The sequence below is a fragment of the Pseudomonas sp. IPO3749 genome, from assembly GCF_013386605.1.
Classification (GTDB): domain Bacteria; phylum Pseudomonadota; class Gammaproteobacteria; order Pseudomonadales; family Pseudomonadaceae; genus Aquipseudomonas; species Aquipseudomonas azotoformans_A.
In genome coordinates this window covers 1-22,503 of sequence record NZ_JACARN010000063.1, presented here as the reverse complement: position 1 = coordinate 22,503, position 22,503 = coordinate 1, and the positions used below count along the sequence as shown (strand labels likewise).

Here is a 22,503-nt window from a genome sequence, read left to right as displayed (position 1 = left end):
CGCCTGCTCTATGTAATGGACCCGATGTGTTCCTGGTGCTGGGGGTTTGCCCCGGTGGCCGAGGCGTTGGTGGAGCAGGCCCAGGCGGCCGGCGTGGAACTGCATCTGGTGGTGGGCGGCTTGCGCACCGGCAGCGGCGCGGCGCTGGAGCCGACCACTCGGCGCTATATCCTGGAACACTGGCAGGCAGTCACCGACGCCACCGGCCAGCCGTTCAAGCGCGAAGGCGCGTTGCCCGACGGTTTTGTGTATGACACGGAGCCGGCGTGCCGGGCCATTGTCACCGCCCGCAGCCTGGCGCCGGACTGCGCCTGGAAGCTGCTGGGGCTGATCCAGCGTGCGTTCTATGTGGAAGGCCGCGACGTGACCCTCGCCAGCGTGCTGGTGGAACTGGCGGAACAGGCGGGTATCCCGCGTATCGAGTTTGCCGGCGAGTTTGACCGCGCTGAGCAGCATGCGGCTACGGCGGCCGACTTCACCTGGGTGCAGGACTTGGGCATCGCTGGTTTCCCGACGCTGCTGGCCGAGCGCAATGGTCAATTGGCCTTGCTGACCAACGGTTACCAGTCGCTGTCCGAGCTATCGCCTCTACTGGGCCGATGGCTGGAGCGAGCCACCTGTGCATGAACCCGCCCAGCGCACCGATCGCCTGACCTGGGCGGAAATTCGCCGCCTGGCCCTGCGTCACAAGAAATCCCTGTGGATCGCCAATGGCGTCGCCGTGCTGGCGACCCTGTGCAGCGTGCCGATCCCGTTGCTGTTGCCGCTGCTGGTGGACGAAGTCCTGCTGGGCCATGGCGACGCTGCGCTCAAGGTCATGAATCACGCATTGCCGCTGGGCTGGCAGAAGGCGGCTGGCTATATCGGCCTGATGCTGCTGGTGACCCTGTTCCTGCGCTGTGGTGCGTTGGTGTTCAACGTAATGCAGGCGCGCTTGTTTGCGCGATTGGCCAAGGACATTGTGTACCGCATCCGCGTGCGCCTGATCGAGCGGCTCAAGCGCATTTCCCTGGGCGAATACGAAAGCCTGGGTAGCGGCACGGTCACGACTCATCTGGTCACCGACCTCGATACGCTGGACAAATTCGTCGGCGAAACCCTCAGCCGCTTCCTGGTGGCCATGCTCACGCTGGTGGGCACCTCGGCGATCCTGGTGTGGATGCATTGGCAACTGGCGCTGCTGATCCTGTTGTTCAACCCGCTGGTGATCTACGCCACGGTGCAGTTGGGCAAGCGCGTCAAACACCTGAAGAAGCTGGAAAACGACAGCACCTCACGTTTTACCCAGGCGCTGACTGAAACCCTGGACGCGATCCAGGAAGTCCGCGCTGGCAACCGCCAGGGTTTCTTCCTCGGGCGCCTGGGCCAGCGTGCCCAGGAAGTGCGCGACTACGCAATACACTCCCAGTGGAAAACCGACGCCTCCAGCCGCGCCAGTGGTTTGCTGTTCCAGTTCGGTATCGACATCTTTCGCGCTGCGGCCATGCTTACCGTGTTGTTCTCCGACCTGTCGATCGGCCAGATGCTCGCGGTGTTCAGCTACCTGTGGTTCATGATCGGCCCGGTGGAGCAATTGCTGAACCTGCAATACGCCTATTACGCGGCGGGCGGCGCGCTGACGCGGATCAACGAACTGCTGGCGCGTGCCGATGAGCCGCAGTACGCCGGGGGCGAAGATCCCTTCGTGGGGCGTGAGACCGTCGGCATCGAAGTGCGCGGCCTCAATTTCGGTTATGGCGAAGATTTGGTGCTGGATCAGTTGAACCTGGCTATCGCGCCTGGAGAGAAGGTGGCCATCGTCGGCGCGAGCGGCGGCGGTAAAAGTACCCTGGTGCAACTGTTGCTCGGACTTTATACGCCACAGGCTGGAACTATCCGCTTTGGGGGAGCCACTCAGCAGGAAATCGGCCTGGAGACCATTCGCGAAAACGTCGCCGTGGTGCTGCAACACCCGGCACTGTTCAACGACACGGTGCGCGCCAACCTGACCATGGGCCGTGAACGCAGTGACCAGGCCTGCTGGCAGGCACTGGAAATCGCCCAGCTGGATGCTACCGTCAAGGCATTGCCCATGGGCCTGGACAGTGTGGTGGGGCGTTCCGGGGTGCGGTTTTCTGGTGGGCAGCGTCAGCGCCTGGCGATTGCACGCATGGTATTGGCCGAACCGAAAGTGGTGATCCTCGACGAGGCGACTTCTGCCCTCGATGCTGCCACCGAATACAACCTGCACCAGGCGCTGGCGCGGTTCCTCAGCGGCCGTACTACACTGATCATCGCCCACCGTCTGTCGGCGGTTAAGCAGGCTGATCGAGTATTGGTCTTTGATGGCGGTCACATTGCTGAAGACGGGGACCATCAACAGCTGATTGCTGACGGTGGGTTGTACGCCAAACTCTACGGGCACTTGCAACAAGTTCGTTGATTTAGCCTAGGCTGAGCTATCGGAAGCGGTTTTTCGCGTGCGTATCCAGCGGTGCATGTGCAAGGGGCTTCATGAAGCAAAAGCGGACTCTCGGAACGCCACGGCTGTTGGGCATTGTGTGGCCTTTTATCGCCGTCGTACTGTTCCAGGCATTGTTAGGCTGCGTCAGTCTCTACGTGCTGTCGGCAGTGCGCGGCTACGTGGCAGGCGAAAGTTTGTGGTCCAAGGGCCAGAAAGATGCCATTTATTACCTGACGCTCTATGCCGACAACCGTGACGAAACCACGTACCTCAAGTACCAGCAGGCGATCGCCGTGCCCCAGGGCGGGCATGAACTGCGCGTTGCGCTGGACCAATCCACGCCAGACCTCAGCGCTGCCCGCCTGGGCATCCTCAAAGGTGGCAACCACCCGGATGACGTCTCCAGTTTGATCTGGCTCTACCTCAATTTCCGCCATTTCAGCTACCTGGAAAAAGCCATCGAGCTATGGACGGTAGGCGATAGCTACCTGGTGCAACTGGATGACCTGGCCCGGGAGATGCACAGCTCAATCACCCGTGACCAGGTCAGTGCCAACGACGTACGTCAGTGGAAAGCCCATATCATCGCCATCAACGAAGGGGTGACTCCGGCGGCCAAGGCCTTCAGTGATGCCTTGGGCGAAGGCTCGCGGATGATCCTGCGGTTGCTGCTGATTACCAACCTGGCCACGGCCCTCGGCCTGATCGTACTGGCACTGTTGCGTACCCATAAGCTGCTGACCCAGCGCCACGCGTTTGCTGATGCGTTGCAGGAAGAGAAGGAGCGGGCGCAGATCACGTTGGAGTCGATTGGCGACGGGGTGATCACCACCGACGTCGACGGCGCCATCACCTACATGAACCCGGCTGCCGAGGCACTGACTCACTGGAATTCTGCCCAGGCCCAGGGTCTGCCCCTGGCTGCGCTGTTCAACCTGCTGGATGACAATGCCCAGCCAGACGGTTTTACCCTGATCGAACATATCGTCAAGGGCCAGCTCAGTGGCGGCAGCGAGCATTCCAAAACCATCCAGCGCCTGGATGGCAGTACGGTTTCGGTGACGCTGGTGGGCGCGCCGATCCGCAGTGCCGGCAAGGTGACGGGGGCGGTGCTGGTGCTGCATGACATGACCCAGGAGCGTCAATACATCGCCAACCTGTCCTGGCAGGCAACCCACGACGCCTTGACTGGCCTGGCCAATCGCCGCGAATTCGAATTCCGCCTGGAGCAGGTGCTGCACCCCACAGCACAGCATTTGGGCGAGCGGCATGCGTTGATGTTTCTTGACCTGGACCAGTTCAAACTGGTCAATGACACCTGTGGCCACGCGGCCGGAGATGAATTGCTGCGGCATATCTGCGCGCTGCTGCAATCGGACCTGCGCGAGGGCGACACCCTGGCGCGACTGGGCGGCGACGAATTCGGCATCCTGTTGGAGAACTGCCCGGCAGCGGTGGCGGAAAAGATCGCCGAGAGCCTGCGCCACACGGTGCAAAGCCTGCACTTTGTGTGGAAGGGGCGGCCGTTCATGACCACCGTCAGCATTGGTCTTGTGCACCTTGGGCACACCCCTACCACCCTGGAAACCTCACTGCGCGCCGCCGACATGGCGTGCTACATGGCCAAGGAAAAAGGCCGCAACCGCGTGCAGGTTTACCACGCCGACGACTCGGAACTGTCCCTGCGTTTTGGTGAAATGGCTTGGGTGCAGCGCCTGCACATGGCCTTGGAAGAAAACCGGTTCTGCCTTTACGCCCAGGAAATCTCGCCCCTGGGGCACACCGACGGAGGGGATGGGCATATCGAGATCCTGTTGCGCCTGCATGACGAAGCCGGTCGTATCATCTTGCCCGACAGCTTTATCCCGGCCGCCGAGCGTTATGGCTTGATGACGTCCCTGGATCGCTGGGTGGTCGAGAATGTGTTCAAGATCATCAATCGATGCATGCAGGAGCGGCCGGGGCGGCCCATGGCCATGTGTGCGATCAATTTGTCAGGCATCACTATTGGTGACGATGACTTCCTCGGGTTTTTACGTGAGAAGTTTCATACATACGCTATTCCGCCGGGCATGATTTGTTTTGAAATAACCGAAACCAGTGCTATCGCAAACTTAGGCAGCGCGATCCGCTTTATTAATGAACTCAAAGCCTTAGGCTGTCATTTTTCGTTGGATGACTTTTGTGCCGGAATGTCCTCATTCGCCTATCTTAAACATTTACCTGTAGACTTCCTGAAGATCGATGGAAGTTTCGTAAAGGATATGCTGGACGACCCGATTAACCGCGCGATGGTCGAAGTGATCAACCACATCGGCCATGTCATGGGTAAGCGCACAATTGCTGAATTTGTCGAGACACCGCAAATCGAACAGGCATTACTCGAAATTGGTGTGGATTACGCTCAGGGCTACCTGATTGAACGACCGCAATTGTTTACCTTTGATAGCTTGCAGTGTCGACCTGTGCGGCCGCAGCCTCTGTTATTCAAGGCGCCCGGCACATTCCGCTGAAACATTTGCTGGTCTGTACAATCACACTTAAAAAGGAGCCTTAACAGTGATCGACACATTCATCAGAACCGGCCCGCTTATGGAAGCCTCGAGTTACCCGGAATGGGCTCAGAAACTGATCCTGGACTGTAGCGAGAGCAAGCGCCGCGTTGTCGAACACGAACTGTACCAGCGCATGCGCGACAACACGCTCAGCGCCAAGACTATGCGCCACTACCTGATTGGTGGATGGCCCGTGGTGGAACAGTTTGCCTTGTACATGGCACAGAACCTCACCAAGACCAAATTTGCCCGCCATCCTGGGGAGGACATGGCGCGCCGCTGGCTGATGCGCAATATTCGCGTGGAACTCAACCACGCCGACTATTGGGTGCATTGGGCCCGTGCCCACGGCGTGAGCCTAGAGGAGTTGCAGGCCCAGAACGTACCGCCGGAACTGCATGCACTGAGCCATTGGTGCTGGCACACCAGCTCTGCCGATTCGCTGATCGTGGCCATTGCCGCGACCAACTATGCGATCGAAGGCGCTACCGGGGAATGGTCGGCGGTGGTGTGTTCTACCGGCGTCTATGCGGCGGCTTTTCCTGAAGAAGAGCGCAAGCGTGCGATGAAGTGGCTGAAGATGCACGCGCAGTACGATGATGCTCACCCATGGGAAGCACTGGAGATCATCTGCACCCTGGCCGGGCTGAACCCGACCAAGGAACTGCAGACGGAGCTGCGCCAGGCCGTGAGCAAGAGCTACGACTACATGTACCTGTTCCTGGAAAGCTGCATGCGCCTGGAGAAAGAGAAAGCACCAGCCGTGGCGCGCGAGCGCCAGGCGCGGGTCGCCAGCGAAGCGTGATGTAACGGGAGTGGCGGGGCTTTACCCCGCCATTGCCAGGCGGTTACGGCCTTCGCGCTTGGCCACGTACAAGGCGCTGTCGGCCCGGCGCAGCAGGCTTTCGGCAGACTCGGCGGCCAGCAAGGTCGAGCAACCCAGGCTCACCGTCAATTCGATCCGCGTGTCATCCGCCCAATAATCCTGGGCCTGCGCGGCTTGGCGCAGTCGTTCACCGACCATCGCCGCCGCATCGCGACCCGTGTTGGACAGCAGGATCAGAAACTCTTCCCCGCCAAACCGGAACACCATGTCCACATTACGCAATTGGCCCTTGATCGCCCCGGCGACGGCGCGCAGTACCTTGTCGCCAGCGGAATGGCCGTAAGTGTCGTTGATGGTCTTGAAGTGATCGATGTCCAGCATCAGCAACGACAACGGGTTGAGGTGCCGGCGCGCCATGTCGATTTCCCGTTGCAGGGTCTGGTCCATGGCGATGCGGTTACCGGTTTCGGTGAGCGGATCGCGCAAGGCGCTGCGGGTGGCGGCGCGGTAGAGCAGGGCATTGCGCATCGGGTAGAGCAGGGTGGCCAGCAGGGATTCGAGTTGGCCAAGTTCTTCTTCCGCCAGACGCTGATTGCGGCGAAAGATCAGCTCGCCCAGGTGCTCACCTTCATGGCTCAGGCTATAACTCACTGAATGGTGGCCGCGGTGGCCGAACTCCAGGCGCAAATCGCTGGCTTGATGGCGATATTGCAAGGCGTCCAAGGGCACCAGGCGCTGGATCTCGCGAAAGAACACACCGAGGATGCGTTCCGGCTCCAGGCTGGTCTGCAATTGCAGGCCCAATTGTTGTCGGAGTTGCGCAAGGGTGGTGGGGCGGCGTGGGACGAGGGATGGCTGACCAAACCCCAGGCGTTGCAATTTGGCACTGTCAAAGTCAATTGCGTTGGTCTGGGTAGGTGTTTTCATAAGCGATCGGCCTCTAAGCACTTGGCTGTCTTACAGGCTCGATGAGAGTGGCGAGTGCCAAGCGTCTTACTGTTCCTTCAGTTCCGTAAAACATGGGTAACAGTCTAGACCGCTTTGCAATGGGTTATAACCCCTGGGCACTGCCGCACGTCTTGTCATCGCTAACCTGCTTGAACAGGGTTAGAGCGAGATTCATGCCAAATACGATCAACTTAATAAAAAGGCTTATAAATCAAGCGACTGTTTTTATCGCAAGATACAGTCGCTGAATGATGACGCCAGTTAATTGGCAACTAAGCACCTAGCAGAATCAGACTAGGGTAGTTCGGTCAATGTGTTCGATGGAGGTGACTCCGGTGAGGGTCATCGCCACGCGCATTTCCTTGGCGAAGATATCCAGCAGGTTTTCCACGCCATGCTGGCCATCGGCGGCCAACGCATAGGCCGTGGCGCGCCCCAGCAGGCAGGCCTTGGCGCCCAGGGCCAGCATGCGCACCACGTCCAGTCCGGAACGGATGCCGGAGTCCACCAGCACCGTGAGGTCATCGCCCACCGCATCGGCAATCGGTGGCAGGGCTTTGGCGGTGGACAGCACGCCGTCCAGCTGACGGCCGCCATGGTTGGAGACCACGATGCCGTCTGCGCCGAAACTCACCGCGTCCTTGGCGTCCTGGGGGTCGAGAATACCTTTGATGATCATCGGGCCTTTCCAGAATTCGCGGATCCATTCCAGGTCTTTCCAACTGATGGACGCGTCGAAATTGTTCGCCAGCCAACCGATGTAGTCTTCCAGGTGGGTGGGTTTGCCCAGGTACTTGGAGATATTGCCCAGATCATGTGGCCGGCCCATCAACCCGACATCGAAGGCCCATTGCGGCTTGGTGACGGCTTGCAACATGCGCCGCTGTGCCGCGAAAGGACCGGACATGCCCGAGTGCGCATCGCGATAACGCGCGCCGGGCGTGGGCATATCCACGGTAAACACCAGTGTGGTCACCCCGGCGGCTTGCGCACGCTCCAGCGCATTGCGCATGAAACCACGGTCCTTGAGCACATACAGCTGGAACCAGATCGCCTGGGCGCTCTGCGATGCCACCTCTTCAATCGGGCACACCGACACCGTCGACAGGCAGAACGGAATGCCTTTGTTCGCCGCTGCCTTGGCCGCCTGCACTTCACCACGTCGTGCGTACATTCCGGTCAGGCCCACCGGGCTGAGGATCACCGGCATGTCCAGCGCCTGGCCGAACAGCGTGGTCTTGAGGCTCAGGTTCTCCACATTGCGCAGGATGCGCTGGCGCAGGCTGATCTCGGCCAGGTCCGAACTGTTCGCGCGCAATGTGTGTTCGGCGTAGGCGCCGCCGTCGATGTAGTCGAACAGGAAGCGCGGCAGCTTGCGCTTGGCGGCTGCACGGTAGTCGGAGGCGGACGAGATGATCATTATTGGGGGCTCCACAAGGCAAGGTGGGTTCAGGATAGGTAATTCTCTGGCATGATAAAAACAACTTTTATCGCTGGTAGCCAGTCGCCAAAGGAATACTGATGAACCTGAGAACGTTGCGCGCCTTTGTCGAAGTGGTGCGCCAGGGCGGCTTTTCCCAGGCTGCCGAGGTGGTGTCCCTGACCCAATCTACCGTGAGCAAGGCGGTCAAGACCCTGGAAGATGAATTGGGCACGCCGCTGCTTAACCGCCTCGGCCATCGCAACGAACTCACTGCCGCCGGTGAAATCGCCTACCGCCGTGCCTTGGTGCTGCTCGCCGAGCGCAACGATTTGGTGGCCGAGATCAACGACCTGCGGGGTTTAAAGCGTGGCGTGCTGCGTATCGGCCTGCCGCCGGTAGGATGCGGTGTGCTGTTTGCGACGATGTTTGCGACCTACCGCCGGCGCTATCCGGATATCGACATCGAACTCACCGAGTACGGCAGCAAAAAGTTGCGCGAATGCCTGGAGGCGGGGGAGGTTGACCTGGCGGCGCTGCTGCTGCCGGTCGACGAAGACTTCGACTACCAGCCCGTGCGCAATGAGCCGCTGATGGCTGTGTTGCCCATCAGCCACCCTTTGGCCCAGCGCAATCTCATCGACTTCACCGACCTGGCGGATTCTCCTTTCATCTTGTTCGAAGCCGGCTTCGCCCTCAACGCGAAGATCCTTGCCGCCTGCGAGCGCAAAGGTGTCACCCCGAAGGTGACCGCACGCAGCGGGCAGATCGACTTCATCATCGATCTGGTCGCCGCCGGACTGGGCGTGGCCTTTGTGCCACGCATGCTGGCACACAAACATCAACACGCTGGCATCGCCCTGATCCCCTTGGACGAACCCCACACAGATTGGCACATCGCCCTGGCCTGGCGCGCCAGCGCCCACCTGCCACCGGCCGCTTTGGCCTGGCTGGAGTTGGCCAGGGAACACGCCGCTTCAACCGGTCATCCGATTTAATCAAGCCGAATGCCCGAAAAGGTTTGACTTATCCTTTTTAATCAGTAACATACGGCGCATTCCGCGATAGCTCAGTTGGTAGAGCAAATGACTGTTAATCATTGGGTCCCTGGTTCGAGTCCAGGTCGTGGAGCCAGATAGAGAAAAGCCTGCAGAGATGCAGGCTTTTTTTTGCTTGGGATTTGACCCAGCAATCAAAGCGCATAGCGTGACCAGCATGAAGCCGTCTCTAAATCCTACGATTCAGAGGTAAGCCCCATGAAAGTCGCAGCAGTCGTTTCAACCAAAGGCGGGCCGGGTAAAACCACGGTTGGCGCCAATCTGGGCGCGTTCTGCGCCGATGCAGGCGTTCGAACCCTGCTCATCGATCTTGATAATCAGCCGTCGCTGTCCTCGTTTTACAACCTGTCGCACGAGGCACCTGGCGGTACCTATCAGTTGATCACGAGTAATGAGACTCGGCCTGATCAGATCATTTCTCAGACCTGTATCCCCAATCTGTCGCTAATCAAGTCGAATGATCCGTTCAATTTGCTGAGCAATTTGTTACTGCACGCTGCTGACGGTCGCCTGCGTCTCAAGAATTTGATGCCGGCGTTCGCGCAGGACTTTGATCTGATTCTGATCGACACCCAGGGTGCTCGCTCCATCGTTTTAGAGATGGCCTTGCTGGGTTCTCAAATGGCGGTTTCTCCAATTACTCCCGATATGCTGACTGCGCGGGAGTTTCAGCGCGGGATGCTCCAGCTCTATCGGGACCTTGAACCCTTGGCTGCGTTGGGTGCGGTGACCCCCATGTTGAACATCGTGATCAACAAACTGGATGCAACCAATGATGCAAACCTGATCTATCACACGTTGACCGAGACGTTCTCCGACCACCCCAAAATTCAGATGGTGCAAACCACAATCCCCGCAGCGGTGAGCTTTCGCCGCGCAGCGACCGAAGGTGTGCCAGCACATCGGCTTGAGTATCGACTCCCCACCCATAGGCGCTCGCCAACTGCTTTCAAAGTAATCAAAGAACTCTCCATAGAGCTTTTTCCCGAGTGGCGCTCGAAGTTTGAGGCGCTGAACGAGGAGCGTTTGAGTCAGAACGTTTCGTTGCTATCGAAGAGGGCGGCCTTGGGGAGAGCGGCAGTATGAGCCTGCTTGATTTAGTCCCACCTCATTCGATTGAGGTCGAGCAGGGCGTGATCGGTGGACTGTTGCTCGATAACTCGGCTTGGGATCTGGTCGCTGACATGCTTTCAGCTGGAGATTTTTTCAGGCGTGATCACCGTATGATCTACCAGGCTATCGAGAAGCTCGCTGCGCGTGGCTCACCCATTGATGTGGTGACGGTGTTTGAGTGCCTGGATGAGCCTGATGAGGCAGGAGGAGTGGGCTAACTGGCGGAGTTAGCAAAAAATACGCCTTCCGTTGCCAACATCTCGACGTATGCCTCCATCGTTCGTGAGCGCTCCCATCTTCGTCGGTTGGTGATGCTCGGGTATGAGTGCAGCCGCGAAGCGTCCTCAAATCAAGCCAATGTATGGTCAGCCCACCTTTTGCTATCCAGTCACGATGAACGGTAAATCAGGCTTGCGCTAATGTATCCGGGCTCCATGTGAGCGCGGTTACGCGCTCGGCCCTTGATGAGTATTCGCTCCTGTCTGTCCTTAAAAGCGCTTCAGCTTCGAAAGCTATTTTGCTTATCAGGTTCTCAGCCAGGGTGTCTGCCGTTTATCGCCATCATTTACTGGCGCCGCAAAAGCCGGTGGTAAAGCTGGGTCACGCGGTGAAATGCCCGTTGTAGGTGCCACCTTTGGTCAACAGCGCCCAGACGATCCTGGCCATTTTATTCGCCAGCGCACAGGCAACTTTGTTGAGTGGTTTTCGAGCCAGTAGACTTCTGGCCCAGACGCCAAGAGCGTCGTTTCGTTTAACGGAGCGCTCATTAAATATTTCGGTGGCGACGTGGAGTACATGGTCAACATCCCTGAGCGGGGAGCGACGCTCATTTCAAACGGGGTTTGGCTTCAAGAGGTTTGGTGAGCTGAGCGTTTGTCCCTAGATTGTTCGGTTGAGGTTGGAGTCATTACGGGGCAAGGATGGTTTTTAGAGGACGCTTGGTATCCGTTCTAAGTTGACCTTTCTTCCTGCGTCGTTACGGGGGGGGGGGTTGAGTTGGCGGCTCTTGGATGAGTTTACGCACGTTCTTTTATCATCTTTCGCATCGATAACATTGTTCTTGGATTGAGTAGTGGTGAGAGGAGTTGACCTAGGCTGTCTAGTCATCTCACGCATGCGGCTGCCGGTGCCTAGTAGAAATGTGTTGGCAGATGATTCAATCGTTCTTTGAAGTAACTGCGCAGGTATCGCTTTTTGATGGCGACGAAAAGCTGTGAGCAGGAGCGGACTCGTGATTTACGGCCGCTTGGTTCCAGGGTTTTGTAAGGCGGCCGGCTCTGTGCCACTATCCCACCACTTGGCTTGGATGCAGGCGATATTCCTGATTCGAGTTGCCTTCAGATTAAAGTAGGGATGCTAATGCCTGATTACAGTATCGACCCAGCGTACGATAAATGCCGGGCTTTCATTGATGCTTGGCGCTCGAAAGGCAGGGGCTGGGACGATATCGCCAGGCTCGGTCGGATGGGAGAGTCGCTTGATAAGGTCAATGGCTGGTTTCTCACGCAGGAGGAAATGGAGGACTGGCCTTCGCTGGGCAACAGTCCAGAAGAGCGATTTGAATGTTGGAAGGAAATTGTTCGTCGCAAGGAGCAGGCAGAACAGCAATCTGTTGCCGCGACAAGACCCTTGATCTTTGTCGGTGCGGAAGAGGCTGAGCCCGGCATGGCGGTTCCGCAAGATGCGCGAAGTGCATGGCAGCTCTACAAAGCATACCTCATCGCGCAAGGCTGGAAGAAAACCGCCGTCGATAATATTCAGAAATCTGCGGTTCGAGTCCTCCAGCGTCTTCGTCAGAGCACGAAAGATCGTATGGCTGTAAAAGGGCTGGTGGTCGGTCATGTTCAGTCTGGCAAGACAGCCAACATGGCTGGTTTGATTTCCATGGCGGCCGACTATCGGTGGAACCTGTTCGTCGTGCTGACAGGGACGCTCGAGAACCTCCGGGTACAAACTAGCAAGCGTCTGGTCGGAGACCTGTTCCAGCATGATGGTAATGTCAGTTGGAAGTCGATTGAACACCCGTCGAGAAATAGCCCATATGGCGCTCGCGCCCAAGACATGCAGTTCGATCCGGGCCGTAGAGACCGCCATCTTGTTGTGTGCCTGAAAAACCCAGCACGATTGAAGCACCTTATTGATTGGATCAAGGCGCACCCGCTGGGGATGTCGCAGATGCGGCTTGTAGTTATTGATGACGAGGCGGATCAGGCTGGAATCAATTCAAATGATTTTTCGAAGGCTGAGCGTACGGTCATTAATGGGCTGATTCTGCAGTTAGTCAGTCTGCCGCTGCAATGCGTGAATTACGTTGCATTTACTGCAACACCCGCTGCCAACTTTCTCAATGAAGGTCCCGGCGAAACCCTGTACCCAAAAGATTTCATAGCGGTGCTACCGCAAGCTGACGAACATTTTGGGCCTGTTCAGATTTTCGGTAACACCGAAAATGAGAAGGAACCGCTTGGGGTCGTTCGAGAAGTTACTGGTAAGGACTTGGAGCAGGTGGCCAGTCTTCATAAAGGGGAAGATCTGGCCCTGCCTCATGCACTGGAAGAAAGCCTTATCTGGTACCTGTGCTGCGTAGCAGTGATGAGGTTGTCCGGCGCCGCAAGGCCAGTGAGCATGTTGATTCATACGAGTGCGAGACAACTTCATCATGATTTCATGAGTGAAGCGGTGCAAGCAGCGCTCAACGCTTGGTCGTCATTTGATGATGATAAACTGGACGATACTTTTAGGCGCGTATGGGACAGGGTTTCATCAGATCTGGATGTTGCGAAGTTTGCTGAGCGTTTTCACGACTACGGACGGCTCTCTGAAATTAGTGAGCTGCCTAGTTTTGATGATTTTTTTGCAGAGATCCGGACACTCCTCGGAAAGGTGACGGCCATTCAGCTGGATGCGAACTCAAAGCGCACGTACCACCGTGGTATTCACGTGTGTGTCGATAACGGCGCCAACAATGGGGTGACCGACGAGAATGAAGTCCGGCGCCTCTTTTATCCTGACGCATCGCAAGGGCTGGATTTTTGTTCGGCATTTATCGTTATCGGCGGTGCTACGCTTTCCCGAGGGCTGACGATTGAGAACCTAGTCAGCACCTTTTTCCTTCGGGGCTCGGCGCAAGCGGACTCCCTCATGCAGATGGGGCGCTGGTTTGGTTACCGTAAAGGCTATGAGTTGTTGCCGCGCATCTGGATGTCCGATGATACGAGAGCCAAGTACGAGTTCATGACTGTCGCGGAGGAGGAGCTCCGTGATGATCTACAACGGTTCATGAGTGGAGGCGCCAAACCTGAAGAGTTTGGTCCTCGCGTCCGCGTACATGCGAGTCTCGCTTGGATTCGTCCGACAAGTGCGAACAAAATGCAACGCTCAATCGAGGCAGAATTCGACTTTTCGGGGATCAATCGGCAAACAACGGTTTTCCATGATGGTGATGATGCTGCGGCAATACTTGAAGCCAATTTGTCAGCGACTGAGAAATTTCTGAGTTCGGCAGGTACTAAGCTCGAGCAGTCTAACATGAGAGGTGCTAACAGTCTTGTCTGGCGCGAAGTTGGTGTAAGTCTGGTAGCCGACTATTTAGCTGATCTGTCGTTTCATCCCGGGAATCAGTTCTTCTCCGACATAAAAGCGTTTTTGAAATGGCTCAGCGAGCACGCTGAAAACGCCGGCTACAAAAATTGGAACGTGGTGGTAGCGGGGAGCTCTCCGACGCAAGAAAACAGCTGGGATATTTCTGGACGGTCTGTAGGTCGGGTAAACCGTAGCCGCTTCGTGGATAGACGTTCGGATAACGGCGTGTCTATTGGTGCGCTGCGAGATCCCAGGGATTTACTGGCGGACGCTGTCGGCCTTGAAGATGGTGTCCTGCCAAAGACGGGTTTCAGTAGTTCTGTAGTGGCAGGGCTTCGCGACAAAGGTGGTGTTGGAACCACACCTCAATTGCTGATCTATCTCATCGACAAAGTCAGCTATCGCACTCCTACTATAAATTCGCCGCGTAGAGCGAGGGGCTCGCTCAATGCCAAGGCAGACATTGTAGGTATCAGTCTTTATCTGCCGGGCTCGCAAGGTAAGAAGAAACATTACGTCACTCATGTGACGGTAGGGATTCCTGATACCTTCGTGCCGTTGGAAAACGACCTCGAAGAAACGATAGGCGTGATCTGACCCATGAAGTACTACAGTCTCCAATTGCAGCCCATGCAGGAATCCGGCGCATTTCTGCTTCGTGCGTTGCAGAACGAAGAAACTCCATTGCTTGACCTGTTGGTACGCGAGTCTGTTCAGAATTCTCTCGACGCGGGGCGCAGTGGTAGTCAGGCACTACCGGTTTCAGTGAACTTCCATTTTCGCGAGCATTCGCTGGGTGCTATCGCCTCCACGTTTAGTGAGGGGTTGGACCTGGAAATGCTTGATAAACGCTATCCGCGTACTCCAAAACTGCTGGAAATTCGCGATTCAGACACTGAGGGGCTGACGGGGCCGATTAGCTTTGACGACGTGGACGCGAATGGTCAGCACGGTAACTTCCTGAAGCTCGTGTTCGAAATAGGTCGAACTCGCGCTGATGACAGTGCAGGAGGTTCGTGGGGTTTAGGTAAGACCTGTTATTTCCGAATGGGGGCTGGCCTAGTCATCTACTACAGTCGGATCCAGACTCCCGATGGTTATGAAGAGCGATTGGTAGCTTCATTGGTCGAAGATGAAGATCGCGCTGACCGCCTTCAATCCGAGACGAAAACCGGCATTGCCTGGTGGGTGGCAGATGACACCTTAAGTGCAATAACGGCCCAGAACCAGATCCACGAGGTGTTAGATGCATTTGGATCTAGACCGTTCACTGGTAAAACGACCGGAACGGCAATCATCATTCCATTGCTCAAGGAAAATCTGCTACCGGTGTTCTGCGAGGAGGGCAGGCCAGCGCCATGGTGGTACAGCAGTGCTGAAAACTACGTAAGTGTTGCGATCCAGCGATGGTTCAGTGCTCGGCTGGATAACCCTTTTTTCGCCAGCGGTCGATATCTGAGCGCGTCGGTTAATGGTAATGAGATCACTAGTGGGGAGATGTTACCGACATTTCGGGTGAGTCAGTGCTTGTACGATCGTGCGGTCCGAGATGTGCCAGAAAAGGGAGATTATCTAACGGACATAGGCGTCAAGAATGCAGATGTACTCTGCAGAGCTATTCAATTGCGGGGTGAGTTCGTGGCTAGTGCTCCTGCGGGGTGGCTGGTTGCTGTGGCTTTAAGCCCACGTCAGTTACAGATGGACGCACCAGACAACGTGGCTAGCCCTGAAACCTGCATCTTCTCCAAAGCAGACAGCGGCGCGCCCCATCGCCCGATAGTGACGTTTATGCGTTCCCCTGGAATGAATATCTGTTGGGATGACAGTATCGATTCGCGAGGCTGGGCTGGCGGGTTCACTGGTTTTGCGGATGGCCGATACGTTATGGCGCTCTTCCTGCCAGATTCCGAACAAGAGCTCCTACCCTCCCAAGCCAGAGGGTTGCGCTCGACCATACAAAATCTCGAAGGGTATTTGAGGAGTTGCGAGCGTGCAGATCATGCCGCTTGGATAGATGTCAGCGGAGGGGGAATCGTCGGAAAGATTCGTTCTCAGTGTGGCCGGGCTTTGAAAGATTTCGGCGTGCCGCCCCAGCCCAGTGTGACCGTAAAGCCTTTAATGCGGATGTCACGCAAGTTTGCCGAGCTCGTACTTCCCAGTCGAGGGTTTGGTGGGGATGGGCGGTTTGGCAAAGCGACGCCACGTACGGCCATTTCCATTCGACAAGATCCCAGAGGGGGCACGGTGCTTTCGCCCGAACTGGAGATAACTGACATCAGGTATGAAGCCTCCTTCATCGTCATGAAGTGGTGTCTGAGGTGGGGGATGGTGCAGCCAAATCTACCAAGGGAGATCGTTGTATCAGTGGATTCAGAAGCTGGGCCTATCACCTTTGATCAGTGGATTGAAAGCGGGCTCGGCGCATTCCCCTTTCGATTTGAGGCAATCCAATTAGCTAGCTCGGCTATTTCTGTGCACAGCACTGAAGTTGCCGGTGGAAGCGCTGTCAGGCTCATGGTTGTTACGGCGTCTGTTCAACCAGGACTGATTCTGGAGGGGGAGCTTAACGTCAGAGTGGTTGAGTCCGGCGGCAAGTTGCTGCGTCCGGTGATCAGTGTCCGGGCTTCGGGTACAAATGGAGTTGTGGAATGAGTACGCGGCTTCCGCTATACCGAACGCTGTATGCACCACTCGGCGGTGCAAGCGAGTCCGAAGTGAAGTATATCTTTCGGTCAGATGACGGCATTGACCCAGGCGCGACTGCGATCAGTGGTAGTCAATATGCTCTTGGAAAGGAAAGTGACTGGAGTCCGGATGAGCATCCCTTGGAGGTTCAATGTTGGATCGATAAGGCTCCGCTTCTGGAGGCCATTTTCGGTTCCGACGGGGTGGTGAGCACGGAGGCTGAAGTATTGCTCGCGCTGGAGTGGGCTTCTGCAGACTCCTGCTGGCGCACACTTGGGTCTGTCCATACCGTGCGCCACGATGCGGAGAGCGACAACGTGGTACTCGACATCGAATTGGCCGCTGGTACGGTCAGAGGTAGCGGTTTTTTATCGGTTCAAGCATTTCTAGGCAAGTGCGCGACAGAGCTTACTCCCGGATTTGCACATCACCCTGGAGCTCGATTAGGTCTTTTAGCACACCCAATCGAAATCGTCATAGATGGTGATGGCTCCCTTTTCCCTGTGCTGGAAGAGTCCTTGGGCGTAGATGGGCCGCTGTGGGCGTTGAAGGCTTGCTGGAGTGATCCGCAGGATGAGCCCTTTACCAGCGACTATGTCGCTCTGGTTCTAAACAACGCCCACCCGCATTTCGAGCAATTGCGCGATCGTAGGGCTCAGAATTCCGAGCAATCGCCGTTGATGCGTCAGGTTTTCGCGAGTTGGCTTGCACTAGTCATTGCTCATGTCAAGGACGACATGGGTGTAGAGTTTGATACCTATCTTGGAGCTCCAGACGCCGATGAAGGTATCGCAAGTATTGCGGATGCGGTTCGCTCATTCATTCGACTTGGTGATTTGAGTACAGGCTCGCTTCCGGAGTTGTTCGTATCTACACAATGTTGGCTGGATCAACGAGTGCGGGAACTGGAGAAAGAGGCATGAGCTTTCCGAGGTTGAACCTCAAGTTATCGCAGCGCCACTTTGACGAGATGGTCAAAAACGATGATTTTCGCCACGATAGGCTGAATCCGAAATTAGAGGAAATACGTCGCCAGTTATTCGCCGTCGTGTCTCTGTATGAGCCTAATGCGAGAAGCAACGTCTCAGGCCCTGGCGCCTATGACATGAAACTCGGCCTTGCCTTGTATCGAATATTGGCAGAGGCCGGCATGGATACTCGTACCGCCGCAGATGATGGATGGTGGCGCTTTCTCTCCCTGCGAGTGCTGCCGGATCTGGTAAAGGGGCGCTGGGACAGCGCGCCACCTGTGCGGTATTGGAAAGGGCGAAGCCGCATCTGGCTACGGGCAATGTGGTGGACCGTTCATCTTACGTGGCAGGGCTCCGAGGAAAAGACTCGAAAAGTACTGGAAAATGTGACCACTGATACGGTTGTGCAATTGGTTGAGCGCCCAGGCAAAGGCGGTTTTAGGATTGAGCTGACACGGTTGATTTTCAAGAGGCGTCAGTTACTCAAACCCTCTCAGGATCAGTTCAGAGCAATCATGAAACTCAATACGGCGCAGATCGTGTTGAAAGAACCCCTGTTTTGCGAAGGCGGTTTGTTGGGGTACGTCGACGCGTTGTTTGCTGATGTGGGATGCATACCTATCGATTCGGAGAGTGGTCATGACTGATCTGCTTAAAGAGATCCAGGAGGGCTTTGCCAACCTCGATGAGAGCGGCCGAATGCTGCCTATCAAGGCTATGCCGGTTGAGTGTCCTGCGTGGGTCTTTCGAGAAGGTGACATATTCGGCGTCGCCGTTGAATGTTCTGAACCCTTGGAAATTTCAGAAGGGTTTGCTGGCGCCAAGCTTCGGACCGTGGAGCGAGTTGTCGCGGGTCAACATCGGTGCTTCCTGCGGCTGGAGTCGTCCATCGAATGGCTTCGAAACGAGTTTGGAGTCATCTGCGAGCATATGGTGAGCGTCGAGTCCGGCACTGCTGTTCGCAAAGCGTTGCTGACTGCCCCGTTGGTTTGGTGGGAGCGCTGGCGGCATCTGCTGGGCAATGCTTTGGTCGATAGACATGGCTATGACGTTTTGGCTGAACTGCTGGCCTTGCACACTCTGGTTATCCGAGGAGTCGGCTTCGAATGGTCTGGGCCTTTCGGCGGTGTGGTTGATATCAAGACTCCAACGACTGATTACGAGGTCAAGTCAACGATTAGCCGCTACGGAGCCATAGTCAATATATCAGGGCAGTTTCAACTAGCTGTCTCATCTGGTAAACCATTGCAACTGGTTCACTACAGGTTCGAGGCCGTCGATGATGGTCTGTCGATCGATCTCGCTTGTGATCGTCTCATTGCGCTTGGCGTCGATGCGGCGATGCTGGAAGGCGCGTTGCAGCGCCTTGGGATGGAAGCGGGGTGCTCTACCCGGAAAGAGACATACGACCTACTAGAGGTTAAGTCATATGCGGTTGATGACGATTTTCCGCGGATAACACCTGCAAGTTTCATTGGTGGGGTGATGCCGATAGGCGTAGTTAAATTTGAGTATAGTGTTGATCTGTCTGGATTTAAATCGCAACAGTTCTAGGGGTTAATGTTGGATTCGTGCTTGTTTGAGCTTTAGTGCTCCATCCCCGCAGAATTTTAATAGCGGCGTGTGTATGCATTTTTCCGCATATCGACCCTAAGTACTAATAAGCGTAGCTCATATAATAGGGGGGTAATGATTGTGCTCAACAACTCATATAAAGATGGCGCGCCCCATCTATTTGATATTTCTCAGTAAGTCGGATGTTTGTGGAGAGTAAAACCTTGGTTTTTCTTGTTTGACCAAGACCTAGGAGCATAATTTCACTTTAGGTGAGTGTCGCAGTCAGCTGAGGAAGCTCGGGCCAGGAAATATATTGTTTGTTACTATCAGGCACGGCCTCCAGAAGCCAATTCATCGCTACCTCTGGCTTGCGGATTCCGCACTCCCAAAGCTCGAACACGCGCCAACCTTGTTGGAGCAGTTCGTGCCTGTTTCTCGTATCTCGATTCACATTTTGCTCAAATTTTGAGCGCCAGAAATCTTCACGAGTGCTTGGGGTGGTTGCATATCTGCACCCAGGGTGCCTGTGCCAGAAACAGCCATGAATGAGTATGCAGAGATGGTAGCGAGGTAGCACAATGTCGGGGCGACCGGGAAGCTCCCGTGGATGAAGTCGATACCTGAATCCATTTTTGTGCAGCAGCTTACGGATCTTCATCTCAGGGACTGTATTGGTGCCGCGGATGTTGGCCATCATTTTAGACCTGACATCTTTACTGACTACGTCCACTAATCACTCCCGAGATGTGTCTGCACCTGCTCAAGAATTCTGTCTTAGAGGTCGTGATAGCCGGCCCTAAGCCAATATAAATAGCAGGTTTTGGCTTCAAATGAGGGGCTTGATAATGAGGTTTTCTTATCAGCGGCAGGTAGTGGCCTGGCTCCGATTATTCGCGGAAGCGTCTTTGACTGGCGCTGCTGGCCACTTCAAGGGAGAAGCGTCGATTGGGCGTTGTCGCAGTCAACGCTACTGTAGCTGCGCTCCTGTCCCAATCCTAGTACAGTGTCGCGGCTCGGCTGCCTCAGCTGTCGCCATTCATGATTTTTTGAACAATGAAGCCCATGATTCAATACCAGAACACCCTCTTCCCTCCGAAAGCGATCGTCGAGTCAACGGCTGCAGTCAAAGACGCTATTCAGATCGTCGACCTTTTTGCTGGCCCAGGAGGGTTGGGTGAAGGTTTTTCATCCTCTGGAGGTGGGAAGCACTTCGATATTATCGTTTCTGCCGAAATGGATTCTGTTGCTAGGAAGACGCTCAGGCTGCGTGCTTATTATCGCTTGCTCAAGCGCGAGTACCCTGATGGGCTTCAGGATTACTACCGGTACTGCAATGGAGAGACGACTGAACCTAGTTCCCCTGAAACAGAGAAATACTGGAACCGGGCTGAGCAGGAGGCGCGTCAAATTACCTTGGGTTCGGAAGAGGGCGACAGAGAGTTAAATGAACTCATCAATGCCCGATTGAATAACGACGGGCGTCCGTGGGTCCTCATTGGTGGCCCTCCATGCCAAGCGTATTCGATTGTTGGTCGAGCACGAAATCAAGCCAAGCAGGGTTATATTCCTGAGGATGACCATAGGCATTTTCTTTATAAGGACTATTTGCGCATCATCAAAGACTATTGCCCTACCGTTTTCGTCATGGAAAATGTCAAGGGTATCTTATCCTCAAAGATTGGCGGCAAAAGGATTTTTTCGCAGATATTGAAGGATCTGGCAGATCCCACTAAAGCGTTGGATAACGCTGAGGGAGGGCAAAAATACAAGATTTGCTCTCTGGTTTCCGAGGAGTCATATAGTTCTTCAGACTGCATAGACAAAGTGAACCCAAAATCCTTCATAATTGAAGCGGAAAAATACGGAATTCCACAAGCTCGTCATCGTGTCATTCTCCTGGGAATAGCACTCGATGAGAACGGTAATGTCCCGTTTCATGAGCTTTTGGAAACCGCCGACCCAGTATCGGTGAAAGAAGCCATTGGCGGACTACCCAAGCTTAGAAGTAAGCTCTCGAGAGGTTTGGATTCCTTTGAAGCTTGGTATAAGACTGTTGCTGACGAAGTGGAGGATTTGGTACGCCATGCGGTACTTGAAAATGGAAAACTGATTGATCCACTGCAAAAAACTCGCCAAGCTCTTATCAACGCCCCCCTGAGCTCAGGTGGTGAGCGAGTACCAAAGGAGCTGGGTCAGGGGGAGACCGGTATTCCATCTCTGGATACTTGGTATCAGGACACCAATATCAAGTATTGGATGGGGCACGATGCCCGTAGCCATATGCGGTCGGACCTTCGACGATACGTGTTTGCTAGTACGTTTGCTGAACACAACAAGTTTTCTCCCAAGGGGCATCAGCAGTTTTCTCTTCCAGGTCTTGCTCCAGCTCACAAAAACTGGGAAAGCGGTAAGTTTAGCGACCGCTTTAGAGTTCAGCTTGCAGGGCTTCCTGCCACTACTATTACTAGCCACATCTCGAAGGATGGGCACTATTTTATTCATTACGACCCTGCGCAATGTCGCAGCTTGACCGTTCGCGAAGCCGCGCGTCTTCAGACGTTCCCTGATAATTATTATTTCGAAGGGAATCGCACCCAGCAATATCACCAAGTTGGTAATGCGGTACCGCCTTTGTTAGCCAAAAAAATCGCGGAAATTGTATATGGTGTTGTGTGTCGGCGTGTTGTCGAAGGCCAAGATTGTGCTAGCGCCGTTCCTATAGCAGATCAAGCGCTAAGTAACACCTGAAGGGCAACTAACACCTCGGTTTTGATCAATGACTTTCGCCATGGCCATTGCGGCGTCCAGCATCATTGATGCCGAGGTCATTCATCAACCTGAACCGCTCGGCTTTTTCCTCTGGTTCAGTCATGGCCATCGCCAAGTACAAGCTTGGCGGCACGGCTCTGAAAAACACCTCCGTGGACTTTGACAAGATGACCCCTTCGGTAAATTTCCCTGACTCCTTACGCGCCGACAGCATCAGCTTTTTCTGAGCATCATTGAGCTCCCGGAATCTCGCAATTTTGTTCACCTCATCCGGCGGCATATTCAAGCAGATCCACCACTCAATCATGTTCAGCATCGGCTCTGCCGCTTTTGGCAGGTCATCGATGTTCTGTGTGGCTAACTTTCGTGGCGTGACGTATTCGCGTACTCACGCTATGCAGCGATTCTATTTCTCCAGCACGTTTTTCGTGGCCCAGTTATGACTAGTCGGTAGCAAATGACTGTTAATCATTGGGTCCCTGGTTCGAGTCCAGGTCGTGGAGCCAGATAGCGACATAAATAAAAGCCTGCAGCGATGCAGGCTTTTTTTTGCGTTGTGTCCCGTCCTGAATAAGG

General features: G+C 55.3%; 15 protein-coding genes, 1 tRNA gene and 3 pseudogenes. 14 read left to right on the top strand and 5 right to left on the bottom strand.

Translation table 11 applies throughout. The annotated features are described in order from the left end of the window. Positions 1-24 precede the first annotated feature (24 nt). The 4 genes from HX812_RS23490 to HX812_RS23475 all read left to right on the top strand — a co-directional run bounded on the left by HX812_RS23490 (position 25) and on the right by HX812_RS23475 (position 5,803). Entirely contained in the window at positions 25-627 is a 603-nt protein-coding gene (locus HX812_RS23490) for a DsbA family protein (protein WP_177128180.1), read from the top strand. Beyond that, positions 620-2,422, top strand: a complete 1,803-nt coding sequence (locus HX812_RS23485; RefSeq protein WP_038847399.1) for an ABC transporter ATP-binding protein — start codon at positions 620-622, stop codon at positions 2,420-2,422. Before HX812_RS23490 ends, HX812_RS23485 begins: the two co-directional genes overlap by 8 nt. A gap of 71 nt (positions 2,423-2,493) precedes the next feature. Then, positions 2,494-4,956 (top strand): EAL domain-containing protein, encoded by a 2,463-nt coding sequence (locus HX812_RS23480; RefSeq protein WP_038847396.1) that lies wholly within the window; start codon positions 2,494-2,496, stop codon positions 4,954-4,956. 79 nt (positions 4,957-5,035) lie between these two features. Next, positions 5,036-5,803, top strand: coding sequence for a TenA family transcriptional regulator (locus tag HX812_RS23475; RefSeq protein ID WP_218174381.1), 768 nt, complete (start codon positions 5,036-5,038; stop codon positions 5,801-5,803). Between the two features lie 21 nt (positions 5,804-5,824). Here HX812_RS23475 and HX812_RS23470 read toward each other — a convergent pair whose 3' ends face one another. Both HX812_RS23470 and lldD read right to left on the bottom strand, forming a co-directional pair. Further along, a complete protein-coding gene (locus HX812_RS23470) occupies positions 5,825-6,751 on the bottom strand; it encodes a GGDEF domain-containing protein (RefSeq protein WP_038847393.1) in 927 nt (308 codons plus the stop codon). Between the two features lie 310 nt (positions 6,752-7,061). Then, positions 7,062-8,192, bottom strand: a complete 1,131-nt coding sequence (gene lldD, locus HX812_RS23465; RefSeq protein WP_038847392.1) for an FMN-dependent L-lactate dehydrogenase LldD — start codon at positions 8,190-8,192, stop codon at positions 7,062-7,064. 101 nt (positions 8,193-8,293) lie between these two features. Between lldD and HX812_RS23460 the strand changes: the two genes are divergently transcribed. From HX812_RS23460 to HX812_RS23445, 4 genes and pseudogenes are all read left to right on the top strand, one after another. Continuing rightward, positions 8,294-9,190 carry a LysR family transcriptional regulator gene (locus HX812_RS23460; RefSeq protein WP_038847390.1) on the top strand — a complete coding sequence of 299 codons (897 nt, stop codon included), beginning with the start codon at positions 8,294-8,296 and terminating at the stop codon, positions 9,188-9,190. A gap of 60 nt (positions 9,191-9,250) precedes the next feature. Then, positions 9,251-9,326 (top strand) — tRNA-Asn (locus HX812_RS23455). Between the two features lie 122 nt (positions 9,327-9,448). Then, positions 9,449-10,336, top strand: coding sequence for a ParA family protein (locus tag HX812_RS23450; RefSeq protein WP_038847389.1), 888 nt, complete (start codon positions 9,449-9,451; stop codon positions 10,334-10,336). After that, a pseudogene (locus HX812_RS23445) lies at positions 10,333-10,722 on the top strand (DnaB-like helicase N-terminal domain-containing protein); the annotation flags it as partial. The gene HX812_RS23450 and the pseudogene HX812_RS23445, both read left to right, overlap by 4 nt. 241 nt (positions 10,723-10,963) lie before the next feature. Here HX812_RS23445 and HX812_RS23440 read toward each other — a convergent pair. Then, positions 10,964-11,116 (bottom strand): annotated as a pseudogene (locus HX812_RS23440) (IS110 family transposase); the annotation flags it as partial. A gap of 606 nt (positions 11,117-11,722) precedes the next feature. Between HX812_RS23440 and HX812_RS23435 the strand changes: the two are divergent. From HX812_RS23435 to HX812_RS23415, 5 genes are read left to right on the top strand one after another with little or no spacing between them, the layout of a single operon-like run. After that, on the top strand, positions 11,723-14,542 hold the full coding sequence (locus HX812_RS23435) for a Z1 domain-containing protein (protein ID WP_161630251.1): 2,820 nt from the start codon (positions 11,723-11,725) through the stop codon (positions 14,540-14,542). A gap of 3 nt (positions 14,543-14,545) precedes the next feature. Beyond that, positions 14,546-16,597 (top strand): hypothetical protein, encoded by a 2,052-nt coding sequence (locus tag HX812_RS23430; RefSeq protein ID WP_038848432.1) that lies wholly within the window; start codon positions 14,546-14,548, stop codon positions 16,595-16,597. Then, positions 16,594-17,553, top strand: a complete 960-nt coding sequence (locus HX812_RS23425; protein ID WP_038848435.1) for a hypothetical protein — start codon at positions 16,594-16,596, stop codon at positions 17,551-17,553. Before HX812_RS23430 ends, HX812_RS23425 begins: the two co-directional genes overlap by 4 nt. Further along, positions 17,550-18,248 carry a hypothetical protein gene (locus tag HX812_RS23420; RefSeq protein WP_050572472.1) on the top strand — a complete coding sequence of 233 codons (699 nt, stop codon included), beginning with the start codon at positions 17,550-17,552 and terminating at the stop codon, positions 18,246-18,248. Before HX812_RS23425 ends, HX812_RS23420 begins: the two co-directional genes overlap by 4 nt. Further along, on the top strand, positions 18,241-19,155 hold the full coding sequence (locus HX812_RS23415; protein WP_038848437.1) for a PD-(D/E)XK motif protein: 915 nt from the start codon (positions 18,241-18,243) through the stop codon (positions 19,153-19,155). The genes HX812_RS23420 and HX812_RS23415 overlap by 8 nt, the downstream gene beginning before the upstream one ends. 268 nt (positions 19,156-19,423) lie before the next feature. Here HX812_RS23415 and HX812_RS23410 read toward each other — a convergent pair whose 3' ends face one another. Continuing rightward, positions 19,424-19,852 (bottom strand): very short patch repair endonuclease, encoded by a 429-nt coding sequence (locus tag HX812_RS23410; RefSeq protein WP_372849555.1) that lies wholly within the window; start codon positions 19,850-19,852, stop codon positions 19,424-19,426. Between the two features lie 368 nt (positions 19,853-20,220). Between HX812_RS23410 and HX812_RS23405 the strand changes: the two genes are divergently transcribed. Then, positions 20,221-21,906: a DNA cytosine methyltransferase gene (locus HX812_RS23405; RefSeq protein ID WP_080642415.1), complete on the top strand. Its 1,686-nt coding sequence runs from the start codon at positions 20,221-20,223 to the stop codon at positions 21,904-21,906. Here HX812_RS23405 and HX812_RS23400 read toward each other — a convergent pair. Further along, a pseudogene (locus HX812_RS23400) lies at positions 21,892-22,288 on the bottom strand (conjugative transfer ATPase); the annotation flags it as partial. The gene HX812_RS23405 and the pseudogene HX812_RS23400 overlap by 15 nt on opposite strands. Positions 22,289-22,503 lie beyond the last annotated feature (215 nt).

Coding starts and splice junctions, on each gene's coding strand:
- HX812_RS23490 (WP_177128180.1), top strand. CDS start 25: ATGTGTTCCTGGTGCTGGGGGTTTGCCCCGGTGGCCGAGGCGTTGGTG.
- HX812_RS23480 (WP_038847396.1), top strand. CDS start 2,494: ATGAAGCAAAAGCGGACTCTCGGAACGCCACGGCTGTTGGGCATTGTG.
- HX812_RS23475 (WP_218174381.1), top strand. CDS start 5,036: ATGGAAGCCTCGAGTTACCCGGAATGGGCTCAGAAACTGATCCTGGAC.
- HX812_RS23470 (WP_038847393.1), bottom strand. CDS start 6,751: ATGAAAACACCTACCCAGACCAACGCAATTGACTTTGACAGTGCCAAA.
- lldD (WP_038847392.1), bottom strand. CDS start 8,192: ATGATCATCTCGTCCGCCTCCGACTACCGTGCAGCCGCCAAGCGCAAG.
- HX812_RS23460 (WP_038847390.1), top strand. CDS start 8,294: ATGAACCTGAGAACGTTGCGCGCCTTTGTCGAAGTGGTGCGCCAGGGC.
- HX812_RS23450 (WP_038847389.1), top strand. CDS start 9,449: ATGAAAGTCGCAGCAGTCGTTTCAACCAAAGGCGGGCCGGGTAAAACC.
- HX812_RS23435 (WP_161630251.1), top strand. CDS start 11,723: ATGCCTGATTACAGTATCGACCCAGCGTACGATAAATGCCGGGCTTTC.
- HX812_RS23430 (WP_038848432.1), top strand. CDS start 14,546: ATGAAGTACTACAGTCTCCAATTGCAGCCCATGCAGGAATCCGGCGCA.
- HX812_RS23425 (WP_038848435.1), top strand. CDS start 16,594: ATGAGTACGCGGCTTCCGCTATACCGAACGCTGTATGCACCACTCGGC.
- HX812_RS23420 (WP_050572472.1), top strand. CDS start 17,550: ATGAGCTTTCCGAGGTTGAACCTCAAGTTATCGCAGCGCCACTTTGAC.
- HX812_RS23415 (WP_038848437.1), top strand. CDS start 18,241: ATGACTGATCTGCTTAAAGAGATCCAGGAGGGCTTTGCCAACCTCGAT.
- HX812_RS23410 (WP_372849555.1), bottom strand. CDS start 19,852: ATGGCCAACATCCGCGGCACCAATACAGTCCCTGAGATGAAGATCCGT.
- HX812_RS23405 (WP_080642415.1), top strand. CDS start 20,221: ATGATTCAATACCAGAACACCCTCTTCCCTCCGAAAGCGATCGTCGAG.